Genomic DNA, 22,920 nt, shown 5'->3' on the forward strand with positions numbered 1-22,920 from the left:
GCGCGTTCCGCGCGGGGCTCGGCCCCCGGGTAGCCGGTGCTGTGCCTATGCCGCGCGTTCCGCGCGGGGCTCGGCCCCCGGGTAGCCGGTGCCTCGCCCTTGCCGGATTTCGCCCGCCGCGCCGGCTTGGGCGGGTGGGCGCGTTGGGTGGCGGCGGTCGAAATCCGGCAACCGGGCGAAGCACCGGCGGGGCCTCGCACTCTCTGCGTTACCCGCCTGGTCCGGTTTCCCTCATAGACGGTCGACGCCTCGGATCGTCGGCACCTTGGGCACCACGGGGTTCAACCTCGGCGCGATCATCCCACCTGGCCGTACCCCTACGCCTTCTTGATCAGCACCGGCTTGGCCGTTCTAGCCGCGATGATCAGACCGCGCGAATCCAACCCAGGGCTGACCCTCCAACCCCGGAGAGCGCTCGGCCCCGCCCCTGCCTCGCCCGGTTGCTGGATTTTTCGAGGTCCGCCACCCAACTCGCCCCACCACCATGCCGATGCGGGGCTCGAAAAATCCAGCAAGGGCGAGGCAGGGGCTTAAAAGGGGCCGAGCCGCGACGCCGAAGGCGGCGCCAATGTCACAGTCTCAGACACTCCGGAACTTGGTGATGGACTCGCGGGGGTCGCCGGACTTGACCAGGGCCTCGCCGACCAGCACTACGTCGGCGCCCTGGTGGCGGTAGGCGGCGACGTCGTCGGGGCCGGCGACGCCGGATTCGGCTACGCGGACGGCGCCGGCGGGGATCAGGGGGGAGAGCTTGGCGAAGACGGAGTTGTCGACCTGGAGGGTGGTCAGGTCACGGGCGTTGACGCCGATGACCGAGGCGCCGATCTCGGCGGCGCGGGCGATCTCGGTCTCGTTGTGGGTCTCGACCAGCGGGGTGAGGCCGAGTTCGCGGGCCAGGCCGTAGAGGTCGCCGAGCAGGGCGCCGTCGAGGGAGACGACCATCAGCAGGGCGAGGTCGGCGCCGTGCGCCCGGGCTTCCCACAGCTGGTACTCGGTGACGATGAAGTCCTTGCGCAGCACGGGAACCGACACCTCGGCCCGGACGGCGTCGAGGTCGGCCAGGGAGCCGCCGAAGCGGCGCTGCTCGGTGAGCACGCTGATCGCGGCGGCGCCGCCGGCGGCGTACTCGGCGGCCAGCTTGGCGGGGTCGGGGATGTCGGCCAGCGCGCCCTTGCTGGGGCTGCGGCGCTTGACCTCGGCGATGATCGACACGCCGTCGGCGCGGAAGCCGGGCAGCGGGTCGAGGGCCGGCGGGGCGTCTGCGACTCGGGCCTTCAGCTCGGCCAGGGGCAGCTCGCGCTGCCGCTGAGCCAGGTCCTCCAGCACGCCGTCCACGATTCCGTCCAGCACCGTCGTCATGCGCCGAGCCTATCGGTTGACTCTCACGCAGGCTCGTAAGTAAACTAAACGTACAGTTTAGTTTAGGAGGCGGCGTGAGGACCTGGTTCGTCACCGGGGCGTCCCGGGGCTTCGGCTTCGAGATCGCCCGGCAGGCCCTGGAGCAGGGCGACAACGTGGTGGCGACGGCGCGACGGCCCGAGGAGATCGCGGCCGCGCTGACGTCCGACCGGCTGCTCGCGCTGCCGCTGGACGTGACCGATGAGGCAGCGGCACAGCGTGTGGTCGACGCGGCCGTCGACCGGTTCGGCGGCATCGACGTGCTGGTCAACAACGCCGGCCGCGGGCTGCTCGGCGCGGTCGAGGAGGCATCCGACGCCGAGGTGCGGGCCGTGTACGACACCAACGTGTTCGGGCTGCTGGCTGTGACCCGCGCGGTGCTGCCGGTGCTGCGCCGGCAGCGCGCCGGTCGGGTGATCAACATCAGCTCGATCGGCGGCTTCGCCAGCAGTCAGGGCTGGGGCATCTACAACTCGACCAAGTTCGCGGTCGAAGGGCTGAGCGAGGCGCTGCGCATCGAGCTGGCGCCGCTGGGCATCGACGTGACCATCGTCGAACCCGGCATGTTCCGCACAGACTTTCTCGACGACAGCTCGCTGCACACCGCGGGCGCGGTCATCGAGGACTACGCGGACACCGCCGGGCAGACCCGTGGCCGCCCGGCCGAGTTCAACCAACGGCAGCAGGGTGATCCGGCCAAGGCGGCGGCTGCGATCATCACCGTCGCGACCGCCGAGAAGCCGCCGCTGCGCGTGCAGCTCGGGGCCGACAGCGTCGCCCGCGTCGAGGCGAAGCTGGCGCAGGTCGCCGACGAACTCGCGCAGTGGCGTGACCTGGCCGTTTCCACCGCATACGAGGAGCAGTGATGACGTTTCTGATCGGCGGCGACCTGGCGGTGGACCGCCTCGGCTACGGCGCGATGCAGCTCACCGGCCCCGGCGTCTGGGGCGAGCCGGCGGATCCCGACGAGGCGCGGCGGGTGCTGCGGCGGGCGGTCGAGCTCGGCGTGACCCTGATCGACACCGCCGACTCGTACGGGCCGTACGTGGCCGACCGGCTCATCCGCGAGGCGCTGCACCCGTATCCGTCGAATCTGGTGATCGCCACCAAGGTCGGCTTCACCCGCGGCGGCCCCGGGATGTGGACGGTCGTGGGGCGGCCGGAGTACCTGCGGCAGCAGACGGAGCTGAACCTGCGCAACCTCGGCGTCGAGCGCATCGACCTGTTGCAGCTGCACCGGATCGACTCGACCGTGCCGCTGGCCGACCAGGTCGGCGAGCTGGTCGCGTTGCAGCAGGAGGGAAAGGTCCGGCACATCGGGCTGTCCGAGGTGAGTGTTGCTCAGCTCGCGCAGGCGCGGGAGATCACTCCCATTGCAACGGTGCAGAACTCGTACAACCTGGTGCACCGGGCCAGCGAGGACGTGCTGGAGTACGCGGAGGCCAACGGAATCGGCTTCATTCCGTACTTCCCGCTGGCCACCGGCGATCTCGCCGGGCCGGGCAGCCCGCTTTCCGAGGCGGCCGAGGCGCACGGCGCCACGCCTTCGCAGCTCGCGCTGGCCTGGCTGCTGCGGCGGTCGCCGGTGATGCTGCCGATTCCCGGCACGTCCAAGGTGGCGCACCTGGAGGAGAACATGGCCGCCGGCCGGATCTCCTTGACGGACGAGGAGTTCGCGGCGGTTGCCGCGTGAATCCGCGTAGTGTCCGCGCGCACAACGACGTGCTCGCGGCCACTATCGCACTGTTGGACGAGGGCGGGCTGCCGGCGGCCACCGTGGACGCCATCAGCTCTCGTTCGGGCGTGTCCAAGGCGACGATCTACAAGCACTGGCCCAACCGCACCGCCGTCGCCGCCGAGGCCTTCGGCCGCCGGATGGCCGACGCGATTCCCTTGCCCGACACCGGAAACGCCCGTGACGACCTGTCCGAGCAGGTCCGCCGCGTCAGCGCCTTCTACGCCGGGCGTCACGGACTGGTGTTCGCCCAGCTGCTCGCCGCCACTGTCGCCGACCCCGAGGCCGCCCCGTTCTTCCGGGAGTTCTTCCTCGACGGCCGGCGGCAGGCCGTGGCTGTGCTGTGGGACCGGGCGGTGTCACGGGGCGAGGTCAAGGCCTCGGTGTCCGTCGACACGGCCATCGACCTCCTCTTCGGCCCCTTGATCTTCCGCCTCCTCAGCGGCCACGCCCCCCTGTCCCCACCCGACGCCGACGCCCTGGCCTCCGCCGCCCTCACCGGCCTGCTGGCCTGACCCCCCGCGAGTCCCGCTCAGCGTCACACCGAAATACGGTTTCCGGCAGTTCACAGGGCCGCGTGCGCGATGCGGGCCAGGGTCTGCTCGGCCCGGTCCCAGGTCCAGCCGTTGTCCACGACCAGCGTGCGCCAGCTGTTGGGCCCGAACCACAGCCACAGCAGCCCCGCCGTCTCTTCTTCCGGCGTCTGCGGCTTCTCCGTCAGGGTGTGCAGGTGCCGGGCCGTGGCGTTGAGCGCCTCTCGGTAGGCGTTCATCGCCCGGTCCCAGAGCTGTTCCGCCGCGTCGTGGGCCGGCAGCGCCTTGCGGATGGCTTCGTGGATGGTGAACTGGCCCTCGTTGCCCGCCCGCGTGCCCCTGGCCAGCGCCGCGAGGACCGCCTTCGGTGCGTCCAGTGCCACGATGTCCCGCATTGCCTGCTCATACCCCGACGCCGCGACCCCTTCGTCCACGATCTTGTCGAGGATGTCCGCCTTGCTCCCCACGCTGGCGAAGATCGTTTTTGACGACACTCCGGCCGCCGCGGCGATGTCCGCCACGGTCACCCGCCCGTAGCCCCGCTCCGCGAACAGCTGCGTCGCCTCCACGAGGATCAGCTCCCGCGTCCTCGCCGCCGCCTGCTCCCGCAGCGGCGACACGTAGTTCCGCTTCTCCGGCACAGAGTCCCCCCATGACTTCACTTTTGGCCTATTCGATAGGTCGAGTGTAACCTCAAATCATTCGATGGGGGTGAAGGGGTGCGTGAACCATGGATATCGACTTGGCGCTGGGGGTCTTCCGGATCCTGGAGACGGGCGACGCGGGGCTGGCCGCCGAGGTGATCGGGGGCGACTTCCGGAACCGGGAGGCGGACGTGGCGCCGGCGGCCTGCTCGATCCCGGGGCCGGCGGGGGTGCTGGCCTCCAGCGCGTGGATGCGGTCGGCGTTCAGCGAGCTGCGCTTCCCGGTGCTGGGCACGGCGGTCAACGACGACCAGGTCTGGGTCCGGCTGCGCATGCAGGGCCGCCACACCGGCGCGTTCGTCCGCTACCGCGAAGGCAAGCTCGACCAGATCGTCCCGCCGACCGGCCAGGAGATCGATTTCGAGCAGATCCACGTGCTCGATGTCCGTGACGGCAAGGTGATCCGGCACGAGGCGGTCCGTGACGACATCATGATGCTGGGCCAGCTCGGTGTTTTCCCGCCCTCGCCGGCGGTAGGCCTGCGCATGGTGGGCTGGAAGCTGACCGGCCGCGCGAACCGCGAGGCTGCCGCCACGGCCCAGAAGGCGGCCGACGCCGCCGCGCAGCTGTCGACCGCCCGCGCCTGAAGCCTCAGCGGCAGAAGCGCAGTGCCGTGGCGGTGAGGGTCGCGGCGCAGCGGATGGTGTCGGAGATGCTGACCCACTCGACGGCGGCGTGGGCGCCGTCGCCGGATGGTCCGAACAGGACGGTGGGGATGCCGGCGGCGGAGATGAAGGCGGAATCGGCCCAGTAGCTGACGCCGGTGATCTCGGCCCCGCTGACCTCGGCCAGGACGGAGACGACCGCGCTGTCGTCGGCGGTCTCGAAGGGCTCGCGGGACATGGTGGTGCGGGACTTCGCGGTCAGGGAGGGATCGGAGGCCTGGCAGGAGGCCAACAGCTCGGTGACGTCACGCTCGACGTCGGCCACGGTCTCGCCGGGGAGGGTGCGGCGCTCGATGGTGAGCACGCAACGGTCGGGCACGGTGGATTCCTCGCGGCCGCCGGAGATCAGGGAGGCGTGCAGGGTGCCGGGGCCGAGTCGGGGGTGCTCACGGCCGCGGAGGGCGGCGTTCAAACGGTCGAGGGCGACGAGCACGGGGCCGGTGCGCATGATGGCGTCGACGCTGAGGTGGGGGCGTGAGCCATGGGCGGCCTGGCCGACGACCTCGATCTCGGTCCAGACGAAACCCTTGTGCGCCACGGCGACGGTGGACTCGGTGGGCTCGCACACGATGGCGGCGTCGGCGCTGAGCACGGTCAGCACCTCCTGCACGCCGAGGCTGGCGTACTCCTCGTCGGCGACGCAGGCGACGGCGACCTCGCCGGCCAGGGAGTCCATATTGGCGTCACGGCAGGCGATGAGCGCGGTGGCGAGACCGGCCTTCATGTCGTACGCGCCACGGCCGTAGAGGCGATCGCCGTCCACATAGGACGTCAAAGAGTCGCCGAAACCAACAGTGTCCAGGTGCCCGCAGAGCATGAGCCGCCGGCCGGGGCCGCCACGTGTGGTGCGGACGATCACGCTGGGGCGGCCCGGAGTTGCCTCCAGCACCTCGACCGCCAGACCCGCCTCCCGCGCCCAGGAGGCGACGAAGTCGGCGATCTCCCGCTCGCCGGCGGCGCCGGGAACCAGGGACGGGTTGACGGAATCGATGTCCACCAAGCGCTTCAGCAGCTCGTCGACGGTCATTCGTGACGTCCTTCCGTGCTGATCAACACGATGGTCCCGTCGGACGGGATGTCCAGGACGGGCCGGGCGGCGCGGACGCCGGCCAAGGTGGCGGCGCCGCAGGGGCCGGCGTTGACGCCGAGGGCCTTGAGGTCGGTGACGGCCTGCGCGGCGTCTTCGTCCGGCACCGCGACGGCGGAATCGAGACCGGCAAGCAGATCGGGAAACGCTGTGCTGGAGGCGGTTCCGCAGTTCAGCCCGGCCATCACGGTGGCGGAGGTGCCGATGGAGACGAGCCGGCCGGCGTCCAAACTGGACAGAACACAGGGCGCGTGAGTCGGTTCGACACCGAGCAGCGAGACGGCTCCGGGCGTGCTCCGATAGTGCCGGACCGCCGCCTGGGCCAGGGATCCGACGCCCATGGGCACCACGACGAGCGAGGGGGAGACGTCGATCTCCCGGAACAGCGTGGAATACCCGTCGACGATGGCGGCCGGAATCTCCTCGTAGCCGTCCCAAGCCGTGTCCTGCACCAGGATTCCGTCGGCGGCCGAAGCGAGCCGGCAGGCCTCGTCGTACGAGCCGTCGACGCGCACGACCTGGGCGCCCTCGCCGGCGATCGCGTCGACGGCGGGCTGCCCGGCGGCCGCCGGCACGAACACCGTGGCGGAAATCCCCAGCAGGCCGGCGAAATGCGCCACCGCACGGCCGTGATTGCCGTCGGTCGCGGTCGTCAGCCGGATCCCCCGGCCAGAAACGTGAGCCCGCAGCCCGTCCAGGGTCTGCGGGCCGTCGGGGTCGACCAGGGCCTGCCGGATGCCCCAGGACGCGCCGAGCACCTTGAACGCCGGCAGCCCGAGCCGCGACGACTCGTCCTTCACCAGCACCCGGCCGACGCCCAGCTCCGCGGCCAGCTTCGGCACGTCGACCAGCGGCGTCGGCTGGTAGCCCGGCAGGCCGCGGTGGAAGGCCTGGGGGCCGGTCGGCGGGGCCGGGCAGCGCCAGAACCGGGCTTCCGGGCGTCGGTAGACGGTCATGTCCCCAGTCTGCGGCCCGTGACCGTGAAGGAAAAGCGATCTTTCGTGGCCTATACAGTCCACTTTCTCTTACTATTGTCCGCATGCTCGACCTGCACCGGCTGCGCCTGCTCAAGGAGCTGCACACCCGCGGAACCCTCGCCGCCGTGGCCGCTGCCCTGGGCTACAGCAGCTCGGCGGTGTCACAGCAGCTTTCCCTGCTGGAGAAGGAAGCCGGCGCCCCGTTGCTCGAACGCGTCGGCCGCGGCGTCCGGCTCACCCCACAGGCGCTGATCCTGGTCCGGCACGCCGAGGCGGTCCTCAACCGCCTGGAGCAGGCCGAGGCCGAGATCGAGGCCTCGCTGACCGCGCCGACCGGTGTCATCCGCATCGCCGCCTTCCAGACGGCGATGCTCACACTGATGCCACCACTGCTGGATCTGCTGGCACGAGACGCACCCAAGCTGCGACTTGATGCCGTCCAAAAGGAGCCCGAACGGGCCCTGTCCCTGCTCACCGCCGGGGCCTGCGACCTGGTGCTGGCCGAGGAGTACCCCGGCTACCCCCTGCTGCTGCGGCCTGGCCTCGACCGTGTGGACGTCGGCCCCGACCCGATGCGCCTGGCCCTGCCGCCCGCCCTGGCCGGCCGTTCCCTGAGCCAACTGTCCGACCAGCGCTGGATCCTCGAACCGGCCGACACCGAAAGCGGCCGCTGGGCCCGGGTGCTGTGCCGCGCGGCCGGCTTCGAACCCGACGTCGCCTTCGACTCCACCGACATCGTCACCCACATCCGGCTGGTGGAAACCGGCCACGCCGTGGCGATCCTGCCCGATCTGGTCTGGCCGCACACGCCGCCCGAGGCGCCGGAGCTCGGCCACCGCCACATCTACACGTGCGCCCGCGAAGGCGCGCACCAGCGCCCCGGCGTGGTGGCGGTCCGGGCGGCGCTGAAGGCCGTCTACTCGAAGCGGGTGGGGTCGCCCGCGCCGTAGCGGACGATCTCCGGGGTGCCGTCGGAGAAGTCGATGACCGTGGTCGGCTCGGTGCCGCAGTCGCCGGAGTCGATCACGGCGTCGAGCACGTGGTCGAGCAGCTCCTTGATCTCCCAGCCCTGGGTCATGGGCTCCTCCTGGTCGGGCAGCAGCAGCGTGCTGGAGACCAGCGGCTCGCCCAGCTCGGCCAGCAGCGTCTGGGTGACGACGTGCTCGGGGATGCGCACGCCGACGGTCTTCTTCTTGGGGTGCATGAGCCGCCGCGGCACCTCCTTGGTGGCCGGCAGGATGAACGTGTAGCTGCCGGGGGTGCTCGCCTTGATCGCCCGGAACACCGCGTTGTCCACGATCACGAGCTGCCCGAGCTGGGCGAAGTCGCGGCAGACGAGCGTGAAGTGGTGCCGGTCGTCGAGGTGGCGGATCGAGCGGATCCGGTCGAGGCCCTCGCGGTTGCCGAGCTGGCAGCCCAGCGCGAAGCACGAGTCCGTGGGGTAGGCGATCAGCCCGTCCTCGTGCAGGATGTCGATCACCTGGCCGATGGACCGCTTCTGCGGGTTCGCCGGATGCACGTCGAAGTACCTGGCCATGCCCTTGATCCTAGGTGCGCCCCGGCCGGTCCCGCTCAGCGGACCACACCAGACGCAGCGCGAGCACGTCCGTCCCGACGGGACTGTCCCGCGTGACCAGGCCTTCGACCGTCCAGGGGCCGGGAATCCGGGCGAGCAGGGCCCGAAGCGCGACCACGGCCTGGCGGCGGGCCAGGTGAGCGCCGAGGCAGAAGTGGATGCCGTGGCCGAAGGACAGGTGTGGGTTGGGGGATCGCCGCACGTCGAAGGCGTTCGGCCGGTCGAAGACGGCGGGATCGCGGTTGGCGGCGGCCAGGGAGACGATGATCCGTTGCCCGGCGGCGAAGGCCTCGCCGCCGAGGGTGCCGGCGCGCGTGGCGAAGCGGTCGGTGCCGCCGGCGGGCGGCCGCAGGCGGAGCACTTCCTCGATCGCCGACGGCACGAGATCGGGGTCGGCCCGCAGCGTCGGGACGTGGTCGGCCACGCTCAGCACCGTGTTGACCAGCAGCGTCTTCGTCGTCTCATGGCCGTTGATCAGCAGCAACGAGGCGAGGTTGACGATCTCGTCGGCGGTGAGACCGCTTTGCCTGAGCTCGGCGACGATGCCACCAGCGGACGCCGGAACCGTGCGCAGGTAGTCGCGAAGCTCCGAGGCCGCCGACTCGAAGGCCGGCCGGGCCTCGGGTTGGCCGAAGAACGTGGTGATCGCGTCGGTCCAGCGCACGAAATCCGCCTCACGGTCGGCGGGCACGCCGAGGAGGGCGGCCAGCGTGGCGATCGGCAGCGGATGGGCGAACCCGGTGATGAAGTCGGACGCCGGCGTCAGCTCGTCGAGCAGGCGGGCGGCGCGGGCTTCGATGGACGGGGTCAGGGCGTCCACAGTGCGTGGCGTGAAGGCGCGGCTGACCAGTCGTCGCAACTCGTGATGGCGCGGCGGGTCCATGGCCGACATGCTGTGCAGCACGGGATTGTCGCGGTGCGGGACTTCGCTTGCGCTGTAACGGATCTCGTCGGACGAGAACACGTCGTGCGTGGTGAGCACCTCATCCACGAGGGCATGGCTGCCTACGTTCATGTCGCGAAGTCTGGCGCGGTTCAGGCCGGCGAGGATTGGAGAAAACGGCCGTGCAGCGCCTTGGGTGACTGGCCCGTTGCGGCACGGAACTCGGCGATCAGATGCGGCTGGTCGTAGAAACCGCACTGTTGCGCGATATCCGCCCACGACGGCCGTTCCGCCAACCGGGCCAGCCGAAGGGCGGCGTGCAGCCGGACGACTCGCCCGTAAGCCTTGGGGCGCAAGCCGACGGCGAGGGAGAAGCGCCGCCGCAGCTGCCGTTCCGACAGGCCGACCGCCGCGGCGAGGTCGCTGACCCGCGCTGCCGGATCGCCCTGGAGCGCACGCACCGCTTGCTGCATGGCAAAATCGTTGTCACGGAGGGAAAAACCGTCCAGAAACTTCACCGCCGACGCCATCCGCGACCGGAGAGATCCCGGCTCGACCCGGCCGAAAGGCATGCCGCCCAAGGGAACCTCGTCGGCGGCGACGCCGAGCGACAGGCAGGCGCCCGGCCGCAGGCGCAGACCGAACAGGCCGCCCGGCGGCAGCGGACCCGTCCGCACACACACCTCGGGGCCGGCCAGCCACAGCGTGCCGTCGGCGAATACCAGCAGGTCGACGGCTGGATAGGGCAGCGGGAGGACCGCCGAGTCGATCCAGCGTCCCTCGATCAGAGCCGACACGGCAGTCAGCCTAGGGCGGCCAGGGCCTGCCGGGCCAGCCAGTTTTCGGCGTCGTCCCAGGTCCAGCCGTTGTCACGGACCAGCGAGCGCCACGAGTGCAGGCCGAAATAGAACCACAGCACCGCCGTGGTGCGCTCGGCGTCCTCGACCAATCCCTTGTCCCGCAGGTGTTCTGCGATCTGTCCCAGCGTCTCCCGGTACTGGCCGGTGGCGAAGGCCCAGAGCTGGGCGGCGTTCTCGTGCACCGGCATCGCGCCGAAGATGATGTCCACGGCCTGTTCCTGCGACTCGTTGCCCAGCCGGGTGCCGTGGGCCAGCAGGGTCAACGCCGTCGGCAGGTCCTCGGTGAGCCGGATCTCGGCCAGGTTCGCGTCGCCGCCGGAATTGCGGATCGCCTCGGCCAGCACCTCGTCGAGGATGTCGGACTTGCTGCCGGCGCTGGAGTACACCGTCTGCTGTGCGACGCCGGCCGCCCGGGCGATGTCCGACACCGTGACGCGGGCGTATCCGTTGGTGGCGAACAACTCCGCCGCCGCGCGCACGATGTCCCGCCGGGTCTCGGCGGCCTCCTGCGCGCGGCGGGGGGAGTGGTAGGGACGGCCACCGGTCACTTGACGGCCGACCTCAGCTCCGCGGCGATCTCGGCGGGCGTGGGCATGGCGGCGATCTCCTTGGCGATCGAGGCGGCGGCCTCGCGGTAGCGGAACTCGTCCAACACTGTACGCACCGCGTCCGCCACCGCCGACGGCGTCGCCTCGTCCGGCTGCAGCGCGATGCCGGCCCCGGCCGCCGCGACCTGCGCCGCGTTCATGAAGTTGTCGGCCCCGGCCGGCACGACGACCATGGGGACGCCACGGGACATCGAGCCCAGCATCGTGCCGGCGCCGCCGTGGGTGAGCACCAGTTCGACGCCCTCCAGCAGGGAGTCCAGCGCGGTGAACGGGACGAAGGTCACGCGGCTCGGGTCGACGTCGTACTGCGACGCATCCGTGGCCAGGCCCAGCGTCGCCACAATGTCGACGTCCATCGTCGACAGTTCCCGGAGCAGCGGGGCCAGCGTTTCCGGCTTGTTGTACCAGGTTCCGAAGGTCACCAGCACGCGCGGCCGCGGCGAGGTGTTCGGCGGCGTCGCCGTGCTGCCGCCGCGGTGCGCCTCCGGCCGCAGCGCCCGCCATCCCTCCGGGTGTTGCCAGCCTTCCGACTGCAACGCGGGCGGGCAGGTGTCGAGGAACCAGGTGTCCGCCGGCATCGGGAGCTCCCGCGCCGCGTGGGCGGCCCGGGCCCGGTCGTCGAGGAAGTCCAGGAGCATCGGCGGCGCCGCCGGGCCCAACGCCAGCGTGGCCATCGGCACGCCGCGGTCGGCCGCCACCAGCGGGCCGAGGTAGTCGAACCGCTCGCGGAGCACCAGATCCGGCCGGAACGCCGCCCCCGCCGCCAGCGCCTCGTCGCCGCCCATGTCGACGCGGACGTCGACGAAGAACGCCCCGGCGGCCTGGGGTGTCGGGTGCACGAAGGGGTTGTCTCCGGTGCGACGGGTCGTCTCCTCGCCGAGCACGTCGGGCATCGGCCCGGCCGCGTACAGCGGGATGTTCTCCAGGTTCAGCACCCGCGCGACACCCGCGGCCGTCACGAACGCCAGCTCGTCGCCCTGCGCCCGCAACGCCCGGGCCAGCGGCAGCAGGGGGAACAGGTGGCCGTGTTGAGGAATGCTCGACAGTAGAACTCGCATATTAATTAGAATACACATCTGATGAATAGATTCGGCGCTCAGTGACGGCCGGGCGGCCACCCTTGCCCGAACAACCGCTGCCGAAAACCGTATTTCGGTATGCCGGAGAGCGGGACTCGCGGATTTAGCTGCTGAGTCTTGTTGGTGGACCTACTAGCATGGGGCCATGAGACGGACCTCGTTCGCGCACTGGCCGTGCTCGGTCGCCCGCACCATGGACCTGCTCGGGGACTGGTGGACGCCGCTGGTCCTGCGCGAGTCGTTCTACGGCATCCGCCGCTTCGACGAGTTCCAGCAGGCGCTGGGCATCGCCCGCAACACGCTCGTCGACCGGCTCCGGCGGCTGGTCGACGAAGGCCTGCTGGAGAAGGTGCCGTACCAGACCGAACCCGTGCGACACGACTACGTGCTGACCGAGAAGGGCCGCGACTTCTGGCAGGTGCTGGCCGCGATGATGACGTGGGGCGACCGCTGGCTGGCCGACGAGGCCGGGCCGCCGATCACGCTGCATCACGACTCCTGCGGCCACGACACCCACGCCGAAGTGGTGTGCGCGCACTGCAAGGAGCCGCTGACCGCCGCCGACGTGCGGCATCGGATGGGCCCCGGCTACCCGCCGAAGCTGGCAACCCGACCCGACGTCGCGGCCAGATTTGCCGCCCAAGACGACCGTTGACATGCTGAGTCTATCTAAGAGACCATCCGTTCATGGAGTGGACCGGAGCCAGGTACGCCGACAAGCCGACGGTGCAGGTGCGGACCTGGATCGACGGCCCGCCCGAACGCGTGTGGGCGGTCGTCGCCGACGTCACGCTGATGCCGGAGATGAGCGACGAGCTGCAGAAGGTCACCTGGTGTGACGACGTGGCCGGGCCGGCGCTGGGGGCGCGGTTCGTCGGCGCGAGCAAGCACGAGGCGCTGGGGGAGTGGGCAACGACCTCGCAGATCGTCGAGTTCGAGCCGCCGCGCGTGTTCGGCTGGGCGGTGCAGGATCCGGAGAACCCGACCTCGTTGTGGCGGTTCACGCTGGAGCCGCGCGACGGCGGCACCGAGCTGACCCAGTGGATGCAGCTGGGCCCGGCGCGTTCCGGCCTGTCGCGGGCGATCGACCGGATGCCGGACAAGGAACAGAAGATCGTCTTCGTCCGGCTGCGGGAGTTCGAGAACGCCATCACCGGCACCCTGGCCCAGATCAAGCAGCGGGTGGAGAGCCCGTGATGCGCACCGCGACGACGATCGAGGCGTCCAGCGACTGGTCCGGCACCCTGGATTTCGTGCTGGAGGCGGAAAAGCTCGGCCTGGACACGTGTTGGGTCGCGGAGGCCTGGGGCTCGGACGCGCCGTCCGTGCTGGGCTTCCTCGCCGCCCGCACAGACCGGATTCGGCTTGGCTCCGGCATCATCCAGCTCGGCACCCGAACCCCGGTGGCCATCGCCCAGGCGGCGTTGACGTTGGCGCAGCTGTCGGACGGCCGGTTCGCCTTGGGGCTGGGCGCTTCCGGGCCGCAGGTGATGCAGGGGCTGCACGGCGTGTCGTTCGACCGGCCACTGAGTCGCATGCGGGAGACGGTGCAGATCATCCGCGAGGCCTTCGCCGGCGAGAAGATCTCCTTTGCCGGCAAGCACTTCACCGTGCCGCTGCCCGGCGAGGGCATCCGGCCGATGCGGCTGTCCATGGCGCCGAATCCGGACATCCCGATCTACCTGGCCACGCTGTCGCCGAAGATGCTGGAGCTGACCGGCGAGATCGCCGACGGCTGGCTGGGCACCAGTTTCGTGCCGGAGGGCTCGGCCGCGTACTTCACGCATCTCGACGCCGGCTTGGCCAGGTCCGGGCGCACCCGGCGTGATCTCGACGTCTGCCAGGGCGCCGAGGTGGCGTTCGCGGCGGACGAGGAAGCGCTGCGGGACATGGTCGCCGGCCGCAAGAAGGAGCTGGCGTTCAGCCTGGGCGGCATGGGTTCGGCCAGCGTCAACTTCTACAACGACGCCTACAGCCGGCAGGGTTGGGCGGAGGTCGCCGCCGAGGTGCGGGAACGGTGGCAGGCCGGCGATCGGGACGGCGCCGCCGCGCTCGTCACCGACGACATGGTGCTGGCGACGACGTTGATCGGCACCGAGTCAATGGTGCGGGAGCGTTTGCGGGTGTGGCGGGACGCGGGCGTTGACCTGGTGCGCATGTACCCCGCCGGCGAGACCGTGGACGCCAAGCTGGAAAACCTGGGCCGGGCCCTGGCCATGGTCAGCGCCCTGACCTGACGAACCCCGCGAGTCCCGCCCACAGTCACACCGAACTGCATGAATCCGTTTCACGCATTCGGTATGACGCTCAGCGGGACTCGCGGGGGTTCCCAAGGCTTGGTACGGGGTTGGCAGCTGGGGGCGGGGGTGTGACGATCGGGGCATGTTCGGTGCTCCCGCCACCGTGCTGCGCGCCGTGCTCCGGCACGGGCCGGTCGCGCGTAGCACGATTGCCCGGCTGACCGGCCTGAGCCCGGCCGGAGTTTCCCGCCACTGCGGGAGCCTGGCCGACCGCGGTCTGTTGACGGAGACCGCAGAGCCGGTGTCCCGCAACGGAATGGGCCGCCCGCACGTGCCGGTGGACATCGACACCGTTCGCCACACTGTGTGCGGCGTGCACATCGCGCACGCCCACTGCACACTGTCGCTGCTCGACCTGCGCGGCAACATCCTTGCCCAGCAACGCATCCCACACGCCGACCCGGAGCCTGACCAGGTTCTCGGCACGATCATCCAGGCGTTGCCGGGGTTTCTCGCCGGCCGGCAGCCGTTGGCCATCGGGGTGGCGGCCGGCGGCTGGGTGGACACGGACAACGGCGTGATCGTCGAGCACACGTCGCTGGGCTGGCATAACGTTGCGGTACGGGAAATCCTGGCCGCCGCGACCGGCCGGCCCGTCCACGCCGACAGCCATGCCCGCGCGCTGGTGCAGGCGGAACAACTGTTCGGCCAGGTGCGGGCCAGTCAGTCGGTGCTGCATCTGTTCGTGGGCAACGTGGTCGACGCGGCGATCGTCACCGGCGGCTCGACCCACCGCGGCCCCCGATCGGCCGCGGGCGACGTGGCCCATCTGCCACTGGGCGACTCGGCCGTCCAGTGCCGGCTCGGCCACCGCGGCTGCTTCGAGGCGACCATGTCCGACGACGCCTGGGCCCGGCGCGTCGCCGGCGTGACGATGCCGGAACTCCTTGCCGGGCCTCGGGATCCGGCGCCTTTCGTGGCACGGGCGCGGACCGTCGGCCGGGCCGCCGCGCTGCTGTACGACGTGGTCAACCCGGAGGTTCTGGTGGTCACGGAGCTCGGCGTGATCACCTTCCCGGAGTGCCTGGAGGCGCTGCGCGAGGAGATCGCGACCCGGTCGCGGCTGTGCGCGGCGCCGGAGCACACCGTGCTGCCCAGCAGCTTCACCGCCGACACCGTGCTGGCCATGGCCGGCGGCGCGGTCGCGCTGGGCGTGCTCTACGCGGATCCGTTGTCCCACGCAGTGGGCTGACTTATTTTCAGCTGACGCAATGTTGACCGTGCCGGCGCGCGGTTCACATGATTGCTGCCATGTTGCACCTCAACGCATTTCTGATGGGCGTAGGACACCACGAAGCCGCCTGGCGGCACCCGAGAACGGATCCGTCGCTCGTGAATGACGTGCGACATTTTCAGAACCTGGCCCGAATCGCCGAAAGGGGCGCCTTCGACTCCGTGTTCCTGGCCGACGGCGTGCAGATCTGGGGCGACGTCAAGCACACCGCCGCCGGCAAGTTCGAGCCGCTCACCCTGCTCACGGCCATGGCTGCGGTGACCGAGCACGTCGGCCTGATCGCCACGGCCTCGACCAGCTACACCGAGCCGTACAACCTGGCCCGCCTGTTCTCCTCGCTGGACCACATCAGCGGCGGCCGGGCCGGGTGGAACATCGTCACCTCGGCCGGTGACCGGGCCGCGCAGAACTTCAACCGGGACGGCGTCGCCGACCACGCCGAGCGCTACGAGCGGGCCGACGAGTTCCTGGACGTGGTCACCGCGCTGTGGGACAGCTGGGAGGACGACGCGCTGGTGGTGGACACCGGCAGCGGGGTGTTCGCCGACCCGGACAAGGTGCACGAGATCAACCACCGTGGCCGGTTCTACCAGGTCAGGGGTCCGCTGAACGCGGTGCGCAGCCCGCAGGGACGGCCGCTGCTGGTGCAGGCCGGCTCGTCGGAGGACGGCAAGGCGTTCGCCGCCCGGCACGCGGAGGCGGTGTTCACCGCGCAGCAGACGTTCGAGGAGGGGCAGGCTTTTTATCGCGACCTCAAGTCACGGCTGGGCGCTCACGGCCGGCTGCCCGACGAGCTCAAGGTGCTGCCCGGCATCGTGCCGGTGCTGGGGTCGACCGAGGCCGAGGCGCGGCGACTGTCCGACGAGCTGGACGAGTTGATCGTGCCGGTGCGCGCGGTGAAGCAGCTGTCCGAGCTGATCGGCGTCGACCTCAACGACCATCCGCTCGACGCGACGCTGCCGCCGTTTCCCCCGGTCACGCGCATCAATGGCGCGAAGAGCCGGTTCGAGCTGGTCCGCGACCTGGCCGAGCGGGACAAGTTGACCCTGCGGCAGCTCATCGGCCGGCTGGGCGGCGGCCGTGGGCACCAGGTGATCGCCGGCACGCCCGTGCAGATCGCCGACCATATTCAACGCTGGTTCTCCGGCGGCGCGGCCGACGGATTCAACGTGATGGCGCCGCTGCTGCCGTCCGGGCTGGAGGAATTCGTCGACCACGTCATTCCGGAACTGCGTCGGCGCGGTGTGTTCCGCACCGGTTACGAGGCGGACACATTGCGCGGCCACTACGGTCTCGGCCGGCCGGCCAGTCGATTCGAGCGGATTTCCTCATGAAGCGAAGAGCCTTTCTCGCGCTGGCCGCCGCCGCCGCGGTCAGCACGGCCTGCGGCACCGCCAGCGGGAGCGGCCGCGGCACGAAGACCCTGCGCTACCAGGGCAGCGCCGGCGCGGTCACGCTGCCCGAGCTCGCCGCGGACCTGGGCTATCTCGGCGACGTGACGCTGGACTGGGTCGGCAACACGATCAGCGGTCCGCAGGACATCCAGTCCGCGGCCACCGGCCAGACCGACTTCGGCGGCGCGTTCAACGGGGCCGTGGTCAAGCTGGCCGCGGCCGGCGCGCCGATCAAGGCCGTGATCGGCTACTACGGCTCGGACCAGTATGCCTACAACGGTTTCTACGTCAAGGAGAACAGCCCGATCCGGTCGGCGGCCGACCTCGCCGGCAAGAAGGTCGGCATGAACACGCTCGGCGCGCACAGCGAGGCCATGCTGGACATCTACCTACAACGGGCCGGCGCGGACCCGAAGAAGGCCGAGCCGCTGGTGGTGCCGCCGATCAACACCGAGCAGTCGTTGCGGCAGGGGCAGATCGACGTCGCCGTGCTGGGCGGCATCCTGCGGGACAAGGCCTTGCAGACCGGCGGCATCCGCAAGTTGTTCACCGACTTCGAGCTGCTGGGTCCGTTCACCGCCGGCGCCTACGTGTTCACCGACAAGTTCCTCAAGCAGAACCCCGACACCGCGCGGGCCTTCGTCACCGGCGTCGGCAAGGCCATCGAGTGGAGCCGCAGCACGCCGTCGGCCCAGGTGGTGGACCGGATGACGCAGATCGTGCGGAAGCGCAGGCGCAACGAGGACACCTCCGCGCTGAAGTACTGGAAGTCGTGGGGCGTGGCTGAGAAGGGCGGCCGGGTGTCCGAGCACGAGTTGTCCATGTGGGTGGACTGGCTGGCCGGTCGCGGCGAGCTGGCCAACAGGAAGGTCGACATCACCTCCTTGTACACCAACGAGTTCAACGGGGTGGGACCGTGATCGGTGGGAGCGAAGGCATGGGAGCAGTGATCGGCGTCAACGGGGTGGAACCGTGATCAGCCTGCGCGGCGTGACCAAGGACTTCGGCGCCTTCACCGCGTTGGACGGCATCGACCTGGACGTGGCGGCCGGCGAGTTCGTGGTGCTGGTCGGTCCGAGCGGCTGCGGCAAGTCCACGCTGCTGGACCTGCTGGCTGGCCTGACCACACCCACCAGCGGCCAACTTCTGTTGCACGGCAAGCCGATCGAAGGCCCCGGGCTCGATCGGGGCATCGTGTTCCAGCAGTACGCCCTGTTGCCGTGGCGAACCGCGCTCGGCAACATCGAATTCGGCCTGGAGGCCAGCGGGATCCCACGCCGGCAGCGGCGCGAGCGAGCCCGCGAGTTCCTGGAGCTGGTGGGGCTCACCGGTTTCGAGAACCACCATCCGCACGAGCTGTCCGGTGGTATGCGGCAGCGGGTGGCGATCGCCCGCAGCCTCGCCTACGACCCGGAGGTGCTGTTGATGGACGAGCCGTTCGCGGCGCTCGACGCGCAGACCCGGGAGTCGCTGCAGGATGAGCTGTTGCGGATCTGGGAGCGCACGGGCAAGACCATCGTGTTCATCACGCACAGCATCGACGAGGCCGTCTACCTGGGACAGCAGGTCGCTGTGCTGACGTCACGGCCGGGCCGGGTCAAGCGCACCGTGCGAATCGACCTGGGACGCCGGCAGGAGGTCCGGGATCTGCGCTCCAGCTCGGAGTTCGCCCGGCACCGGCACGAGATCTGGGAGTTGCTGCACGACGAGGTGGCGCGGGCCCAGCGGTTGGAGGTGGCGAGATGAGCGCGACGGAGATTGCCGAGCGGCGCGCGGCCAGGGTGAACGTGGCGGAGATCGCCGGGCGGCCGTCGGGCGGGGCGAGCGCGGTCGAGGTCGCGATTGCCTTGGCCCGCAATCGGTCCCTCGGTGTCCTGCGTAGGATCCTCTACCGCTCGGTCGCCATCGTCGCCCTGCTGGCCGTGTGGGAGGTGGCTCCGCGACTGGGCCTGGTCGACGCCACCTTCCTGCCGCCGTTCTCCGAGGTCGTGGTGGCGTGGTGGCAGCTGGTGCTCGACGGCCAGCTGCTGGACAACACCCTGGCCAGCCTCGGTCGATCGCTGTCCGGCTTCGGCCTGGCGGTCGCGGTCGCCGTGCCGCTCGGGCTGCTCATCGGGTGGTACCGCCCGGTCGCCGACCTGCTCGGGCCGTTGCTGGAGGTGTTCCGCAACACCGCAGCCCTGGCCCTGCTGCCGGTTTTCGTGCTGCTGCTGGGTATCGGCGAGACATCCAAGGTGTCGATCGTGCTGTACGCCTGCGTGTGGCCGATCCTGCTCAACACCATCAGCGCCGTCCGCACGGTCGACCCGACCCTGCTGAAACTGGCCCGCTCCCTGGATCTGCCGCCGCTGCGGCTGTTCCAGAAGGTGATCCTGCCGGCCGCCGCGCCGACCGTGTTCACCGGGATCCGGCTGGCCGGCGCGGTGTCCATCCTGGTGCTGGTGGCGGCCGAGATGGTCGGGGCCAAAGCCGGCCTCGGCTACCTGGTCAACGCCGCGCAGTTCAACTTCGCGATCCCGCAGATGTACGCGGGCATCGTGACCATCTCGGTCATCGGGGTGGCATTCAACCAGCTGCTGGTCGCACTGGAACGACGGTTCACGTCCTGGCGAAGGGAACAGTCATGACCACGACAACAGGATTCGAGGTGCGCCGGGTGGGCGGCCGGATCGGGGCCGAGATCGTCGGCGTCGACCTCGCCGCCGGCATCGAGCCGGCCATCGTGGCCGAGATCAACGCCGCCCTGGTCGAGCACAAGGTGCTGTTCTTCCGCGAGCAGCACCTCGACGACGCCGGCCAGACCCGCTTCGCCGGGCTGTTCGGGGAACTCACCGGCGCCCACCCGACCGTGCCGTCCGTCGAGGGGCAGCCGCACGTGTTGGCCGTGAACGGGGAGGAGGGCGTGCGGGCCAACCGCTGGCACACCGACGTCACCTTCGTGCGCACTCCGCCCAAGGCCAGCACGCTGCGGTCGCTCGTGGTACCGCCGTACGGCGGGAACACGTTGGTGGCCAACGCCGTCGCCGCGTACAACGACCTGCCGACGCCGCTGCGGGAGTTCGCCGACAAGTTGTGGGCCGTGCACACCAACGACTACGACTACGCCGATCCGCCGGCCAGCTCGGTGGCGGCCGAGCGGCGCAAGGTGTTCACCTCGCGCAAGTACCGCACCGCGCATCCGGTGGTGCGCGTCCACCCCGAGTCGGGCGAGCGGGGCCTGTTCATCGGCGGCTTCGCGCAGCGCATCGTCGGGCTCAACGCCACCGAGTCGCACGACATCCTGCGCCTGCTCCAGTCGTACGTGACGCGGCCGGAGAACATCGCCCGCTGGCGCTGGGCGCCCGGCGACCTGATCTTCTTCGACAACCGCAGCACCCAGCACTACGCCCCCGACGACTACGGCGACCTGCCCCGGCTGCTGCACCGTGTCACCCTGGCCGGCGATGTCCCGGTCGGCGTCGACGGCGCGGCCAGCTACGTCATCGAGGGCGACGAGGCGGAGCATTACACATAACCGTTGTCCGCCAGGGACAACACCGATGTCCGCCGTTCGGCGGGTCGACGGGGGCGGGATTTTCGGGATCATGGCTGGGCCGGCCGGTCGTCACCGTCGATGGAGGCCCATGCCATGCCCGAATCTCTCTCTCGTCGTCAGGTCCTGCGCGGCTCCGGTCTCGCCGTCGCCACCACCCTGCTGGGTCGTTTCCCGGCGGGGGCAAGCAGTCTGCCCGTGCTCGGCGAGTACGACGTGGTCGTCGTCGGCTCCGGCGCCTCCGGCATGACCGCGGCGCTGACCGCCGCCAAGCGCGGCCTGAGCTGCGTGGTGGTGGAGAAGGCCCCGACCTTCGGCGGCTCCGCCGCGCGGTCCGGGGCCGGGATCTGGATCCCCAACAACCCCGTCGTGCTCGCGGCCGGCGTGCCCGACACGTACGCCAAAGCCACCCAGTACCTGGCCGCTGTCGTCGGCAACGGCTCGACGCCCGAGCGGCAGAAGGCGTTCCTGGACAACGGCCCGGCGATGATCTCCTTCGTCCTCAACAACAGTCCGCTGCGCTTCCGCTTCATGGACGGCTACAGCGACTATTACCCGGAGCTGCCCGGCGGCATGCCCAACGGCCGGTCCATCGAGCCGGACATGTTCGACGGCAACCTGCTCGGGGCCGAGCTCGCCCACCTGAACCCGTCGTATCTGGCCGTGCCGGCCGGGCTCGTGGTGTTCAGCTCCGAGTACAAGTGGCTGAACCTGGCCGCTGTCAACGCAAAGGGCGTCGCCGTCGCGGCCGGCTGCCTCGCTCGCGGCACGTCCGCCACGTCCGCCGGGCAGAAGCCGTTGACCATGGGGCAGGCGCTGGCCGCGGGCCTGCGCGCCGGGCTCATGGGGGCCAATGTTCCCGTGTGGCTCAACACTCCGCTGTCCGACCTGCACGTCGAGGGCGACCGCGTCACCGGTGTTGTCGTTACCAGCAACGGAGTTCCGAGCCTGGTGCGGGCCCGCCGCGGTGTGGTCATCGGGTCCGGCGGGTTCGAGCACAACGCCGACATGCGCGTGCAGTACCAGCGGCAGCCGATCACTACATATTGGACGGTCGGGGCCAAGGAGAACACCGGCGACGGCATCCAGGCCGGCCACCGCCTCGGCGCCGCGCTGAACCTGATGGAGGACTCCTGGTGGGGCCCGGCCATTCCGCTGCCCGACGAGCCGTACTTCTGCCTGGCCGAGCGGACCTTGCCGGGCAGCATCCTGGTCAACCAGGCCGGGCAGCGGTTCGTCAACGAGGCCGCGCCGTACAGCGACGTCGTGCACGTCATGTACGACAAGAACCCCGGCGCGCCGGACATTCCCGCCTGGTTGATCACCGACCAGAACTACCGCAACCGCTACCTGTTCCGTGACGTGCTGCCCGCGCTGCCGCTGCCCGACGCCTGGTACCAGTCGGGCTCGGTGGCCAACGCCTGGTCCATCGAGGATCTCGCCGCCAAGATCGGCGTCCCGCCGGCCACGCTGCGCACCACCGTCAACCGCTTCAACGGCTTCGCCTTCAGCGGCGTCGACGCCGACCAGAACCGGGGGCGCAGCGCCTACGACCACTACTACACCGATCCAGCGGTGTTCCCCAACTCCTGCCTCGCTCCGCTGTGGGAGGCGCCCTTCTACGCCTTCAAGATCGTGCCCGGCGACCTCGGCACCAAGGGCGGCCTCGTCACCGACGCCCGGGCCCGGGTGCTGCGCGAGGACGGCTCCGTGATCCCCGGCCTGTGGGCCGCCGGCAACGCCAGCGCCGCCGTCATGGGCCACAGCTACGCCGGCGCCGGCTCCACCATCGGCCCCGCCATGACCTTCGGCTACGTCGCCGCCAACGACATAGCCACCACCTGAACCCCCCGCGAGTCCCGCCCACAGTCACACCGAAATGCCGAAACGGTTTCACGCTTTCGGTGTGACGCTGGGCAGGACTCGCGGGGGTGTTCGGTCGCGGGTCAGGGGATGTGGAGGCCGGCGCGGCGGAGCGACTCTTCCACCCGGAGGCGTTCGATCTCCTTGTCCATGCCTTCGGGGAAGTCGTCGAGGTGCTGGTCGATGTCCAGGGCGTGGCAGGCCTGGCGGAGGAGGTCGTCGTAGGCCTGCCGGGCGGCGTAGCGGCGGACGGCGGGCGTGCCGGGCTCGAAGTCCAGCAGGGTGCGGTGCACGTGCCGGAGGCGCTGGGCCAGGAACTGGATGGAGGGGCCGGTGGGGCTGGGGCCGCGGCGGCGCACGAGGAACCAGTCCATGATCCGAGGGGCCTGGAGGATCAGCCAGCAGAAGGCCGCCGGCACCATCGTCAGCACGAGGTACAGCAGCAGGTTGGCAACAGCCGCGCCGGCCACAGCTCATCCTAGTTCCGCCGGG

The 22,920-nt window shown here is 70.4% G+C and carries 25 protein-coding genes; 15 read left to right on the forward strand and 10 right to left on the reverse strand.

All coding sequences use genetic code 11. The annotated features are described in order from the left end of the window. Positions 1-579: 579 nt before the first annotated feature. Complete coding sequence (trpC, locus tag AB0M73_RS01990) at positions 580-1,359, reverse strand: indole-3-glycerol phosphate synthase TrpC (RefSeq protein ID WP_363885706.1); 780 nt, start codon at positions 1,357-1,359, stop codon at positions 580-582. A 74-nt stretch (positions 1,360-1,433) separates the two neighbouring features. Between trpC and AB0M73_RS01995 the strand changes: the two genes are divergently transcribed. The 3 genes from AB0M73_RS01995 to AB0M73_RS02005 are packed head-to-tail and all read left to right on the forward strand — an operon-like array spanning position 1,434 to position 3,648. Next, the gene (locus tag AB0M73_RS01995; RefSeq protein WP_363885708.1) at positions 1,434-2,264 is read left to right on the forward strand and encodes an oxidoreductase; all 831 of its coding nucleotides are present in this window, start codon (positions 1,434-1,436) and stop codon (positions 2,262-2,264) included. After that, positions 2,264-3,091: an aldo/keto reductase gene (locus AB0M73_RS02000; RefSeq protein ID WP_363885710.1), complete on the forward strand. Its 828-nt coding sequence runs from the start codon at positions 2,264-2,266 to the stop codon at positions 3,089-3,091. Before AB0M73_RS01995 ends, AB0M73_RS02000 begins: the two co-directional genes overlap by 1 nt. After that, positions 3,088-3,648: a TetR/AcrR family transcriptional regulator gene (locus AB0M73_RS02005; protein ID WP_363885712.1), complete on the forward strand. Its 561-nt coding sequence runs from the start codon at positions 3,088-3,090 to the stop codon at positions 3,646-3,648. Before AB0M73_RS02000 ends, AB0M73_RS02005 begins: the two co-directional genes overlap by 4 nt. Positions 3,649-3,698: 50 nt before the next feature. Here the strand turns inward: AB0M73_RS02005 and AB0M73_RS02010 are convergent, their stop codons facing one another. Then, positions 3,699-4,307 (reverse strand): helix-turn-helix domain-containing protein, encoded by a 609-nt coding sequence (locus AB0M73_RS02010; protein ID WP_363885714.1) that lies wholly within the window; start codon positions 4,305-4,307, stop codon positions 3,699-3,701. Between the two features lie 89 nt (positions 4,308-4,396). Between AB0M73_RS02010 and AB0M73_RS02015 the strand changes: the two genes are divergently transcribed. Further along, the gene (locus AB0M73_RS02015) at positions 4,397-4,957 is read left to right on the forward strand and encodes an ester cyclase (protein WP_363885716.1); all 561 of its coding nucleotides are present in this window, start codon (positions 4,397-4,399) and stop codon (positions 4,955-4,957) included. A 4-nt stretch (positions 4,958-4,961) separates the two neighbouring features. Here the strand turns inward: AB0M73_RS02015 and AB0M73_RS02020 are convergent, their stop codons facing one another. Together AB0M73_RS02020 and AB0M73_RS02025 are read right to left on the reverse strand one after the other, a co-directional pair. Further along, positions 4,962-6,062, reverse strand: a complete 1,101-nt coding sequence (locus AB0M73_RS02020) for a M20/M25/M40 family metallo-hydrolase (RefSeq protein ID WP_363885718.1) — start codon at positions 6,060-6,062, stop codon at positions 4,962-4,964. Beyond that, a complete protein-coding gene (locus tag AB0M73_RS02025; RefSeq protein WP_363885719.1) occupies positions 6,059-7,078 on the reverse strand; it encodes a pyridoxal-phosphate dependent enzyme in 1,020 nt (339 codons plus the stop codon). Before AB0M73_RS02025 ends, AB0M73_RS02020 begins: the two co-directional genes overlap by 4 nt. Before the next feature lie 83 nt (positions 7,079-7,161). On the opposite strand from AB0M73_RS02025, the gene AB0M73_RS02030 reads away from it, so the two are divergent. Continuing rightward, entirely contained in the window at positions 7,162-8,049 is an 888-nt protein-coding gene (locus AB0M73_RS02030; protein ID WP_363885720.1) for a LysR substrate-binding domain-containing protein, read from the forward strand. Here the strand turns inward: AB0M73_RS02030 and AB0M73_RS02035 are convergent. The 5 genes from AB0M73_RS02035 to AB0M73_RS02055 are packed head-to-tail and all read right to left on the reverse strand — an operon-like array spanning position 8,016 to position 12,084. Continuing rightward, positions 8,016-8,636, reverse strand: a complete 621-nt coding sequence (locus AB0M73_RS02035; protein WP_043717109.1) for an L-threonylcarbamoyladenylate synthase — start codon at positions 8,634-8,636, stop codon at positions 8,016-8,018. The genes AB0M73_RS02030 and AB0M73_RS02035 overlap by 34 nt on opposite strands. Before the next feature lie 10 nt (positions 8,637-8,646). Next, on the reverse strand, positions 8,647-9,690 hold the full coding sequence (locus tag AB0M73_RS02040) for a cytochrome P450 (protein WP_363885722.1): 1,044 nt from the start codon (positions 9,688-9,690) through the stop codon (positions 8,647-8,649). 20 nt (positions 9,691-9,710) lie between these two features. Continuing rightward, a complete protein-coding gene (locus AB0M73_RS02045) occupies positions 9,711-10,355 on the reverse strand; it encodes a helix-turn-helix transcriptional regulator (protein WP_363885724.1) in 645 nt (214 codons plus the stop codon). Positions 10,356-10,360: 5 nt separating this feature from the next. After that, positions 10,361-10,966: a TetR/AcrR family transcriptional regulator gene (locus AB0M73_RS02050; protein ID WP_363885726.1), complete on the reverse strand. Its 606-nt coding sequence runs from the start codon at positions 10,964-10,966 to the stop codon at positions 10,361-10,363. Continuing rightward, on the reverse strand, positions 10,963-12,084 hold the full coding sequence (locus tag AB0M73_RS02055) for a glycosyltransferase (RefSeq protein WP_363885727.1): 1,122 nt from the start codon (positions 12,082-12,084) through the stop codon (positions 10,963-10,965). Before AB0M73_RS02055 ends, AB0M73_RS02050 begins: the two co-directional genes overlap by 4 nt. 166 nt (positions 12,085-12,250) lie before the next feature. On the opposite strand from AB0M73_RS02055, the gene AB0M73_RS02060 reads away from it, so the two are divergent. The 10 genes from AB0M73_RS02060 to kstD all read left to right on the forward strand — a co-directional run bounded on the left by AB0M73_RS02060 (position 12,251) and on the right by kstD (position 22,410). Then, positions 12,251-12,760, forward strand: a complete 510-nt coding sequence (locus tag AB0M73_RS02060; RefSeq protein WP_363885728.1) for a helix-turn-helix domain-containing protein — start codon at positions 12,251-12,253, stop codon at positions 12,758-12,760. Positions 12,761-12,792: 32 nt separating this feature from the next. Further along, positions 12,793-13,302, forward strand: coding sequence for an SRPBCC family protein (locus tag AB0M73_RS02065; RefSeq protein ID WP_363885729.1), 510 nt, complete (start codon positions 12,793-12,795; stop codon positions 13,300-13,302). Then, entirely contained in the window at positions 13,302-14,342 is a 1,041-nt protein-coding gene (locus AB0M73_RS02070; RefSeq protein ID WP_363885731.1) for an LLM class flavin-dependent oxidoreductase, read from the forward strand. The genes AB0M73_RS02065 and AB0M73_RS02070 overlap by 1 nt, the downstream gene beginning before the upstream one ends. A 145-nt stretch (positions 14,343-14,487) precedes the next feature. Then, positions 14,488-15,597, forward strand: a complete 1,110-nt coding sequence (locus AB0M73_RS02075) for an ROK family transcriptional regulator (RefSeq protein ID WP_363885733.1) — start codon at positions 14,488-14,490, stop codon at positions 15,595-15,597. Positions 15,598-15,656: 59 nt separating this feature from the next. After that, positions 15,657-16,973 carry an LLM class flavin-dependent oxidoreductase gene (locus AB0M73_RS02080; protein ID WP_363885735.1) on the forward strand — a complete coding sequence of 439 codons (1,317 nt, stop codon included), beginning with the start codon at positions 15,657-15,659 and terminating at the stop codon, positions 16,971-16,973. Then, entirely contained in the window at positions 16,970-17,953 is a 984-nt protein-coding gene (locus AB0M73_RS02085; protein ID WP_363885737.1) for an ABC transporter substrate-binding protein, read from the forward strand. The genes AB0M73_RS02080 and AB0M73_RS02085 overlap by 4 nt, the downstream gene beginning before the upstream one ends. A 52-nt stretch (positions 17,954-18,005) precedes the next feature. Next, on the forward strand, positions 18,006-18,779 hold the full coding sequence (locus AB0M73_RS02090) for an ABC transporter ATP-binding protein (RefSeq protein ID WP_363885739.1): 774 nt from the start codon (positions 18,006-18,008) through the stop codon (positions 18,777-18,779). Then, positions 18,776-19,660 carry an ABC transporter permease gene (locus AB0M73_RS02095; RefSeq protein ID WP_363885741.1) on the forward strand — a complete coding sequence of 295 codons (885 nt, stop codon included), beginning with the start codon at positions 18,776-18,778 and terminating at the stop codon, positions 19,658-19,660. The genes AB0M73_RS02090 and AB0M73_RS02095 overlap by 4 nt, the downstream gene beginning before the upstream one ends. Beyond that, a complete protein-coding gene (locus AB0M73_RS02100; protein ID WP_363885743.1) occupies positions 19,657-20,547 on the forward strand; it encodes a TauD/TfdA family dioxygenase in 891 nt (296 codons plus the stop codon). Before AB0M73_RS02095 ends, AB0M73_RS02100 begins: the two co-directional genes overlap by 4 nt. Before the next feature lie 114 nt (positions 20,548-20,661). After that, positions 20,662-22,410, forward strand: coding sequence for a 3-oxosteroid 1-dehydrogenase (kstD, locus tag AB0M73_RS02105; protein ID WP_363885745.1), 1,749 nt, complete (start codon positions 20,662-20,664; stop codon positions 22,408-22,410). 101 nt (positions 22,411-22,511) lie between these two features. On the opposite strand, the gene AB0M73_RS02110 is transcribed toward kstD, so the two are convergent. Beyond that, positions 22,512-22,898, reverse strand: a complete 387-nt coding sequence (locus AB0M73_RS02110; RefSeq protein ID WP_043717100.1) for a hypothetical protein — start codon at positions 22,896-22,898, stop codon at positions 22,512-22,514. Positions 22,899-22,920: the final 22 nt, after the last annotated feature.

The sequence above is a fragment of the Kutzneria sp. NPDC051319 genome (genome assembly GCF_040682195.1).
GTDB lineage: Bacteria > Actinomycetota > Actinomycetes > Mycobacteriales > Pseudonocardiaceae > Kutzneria.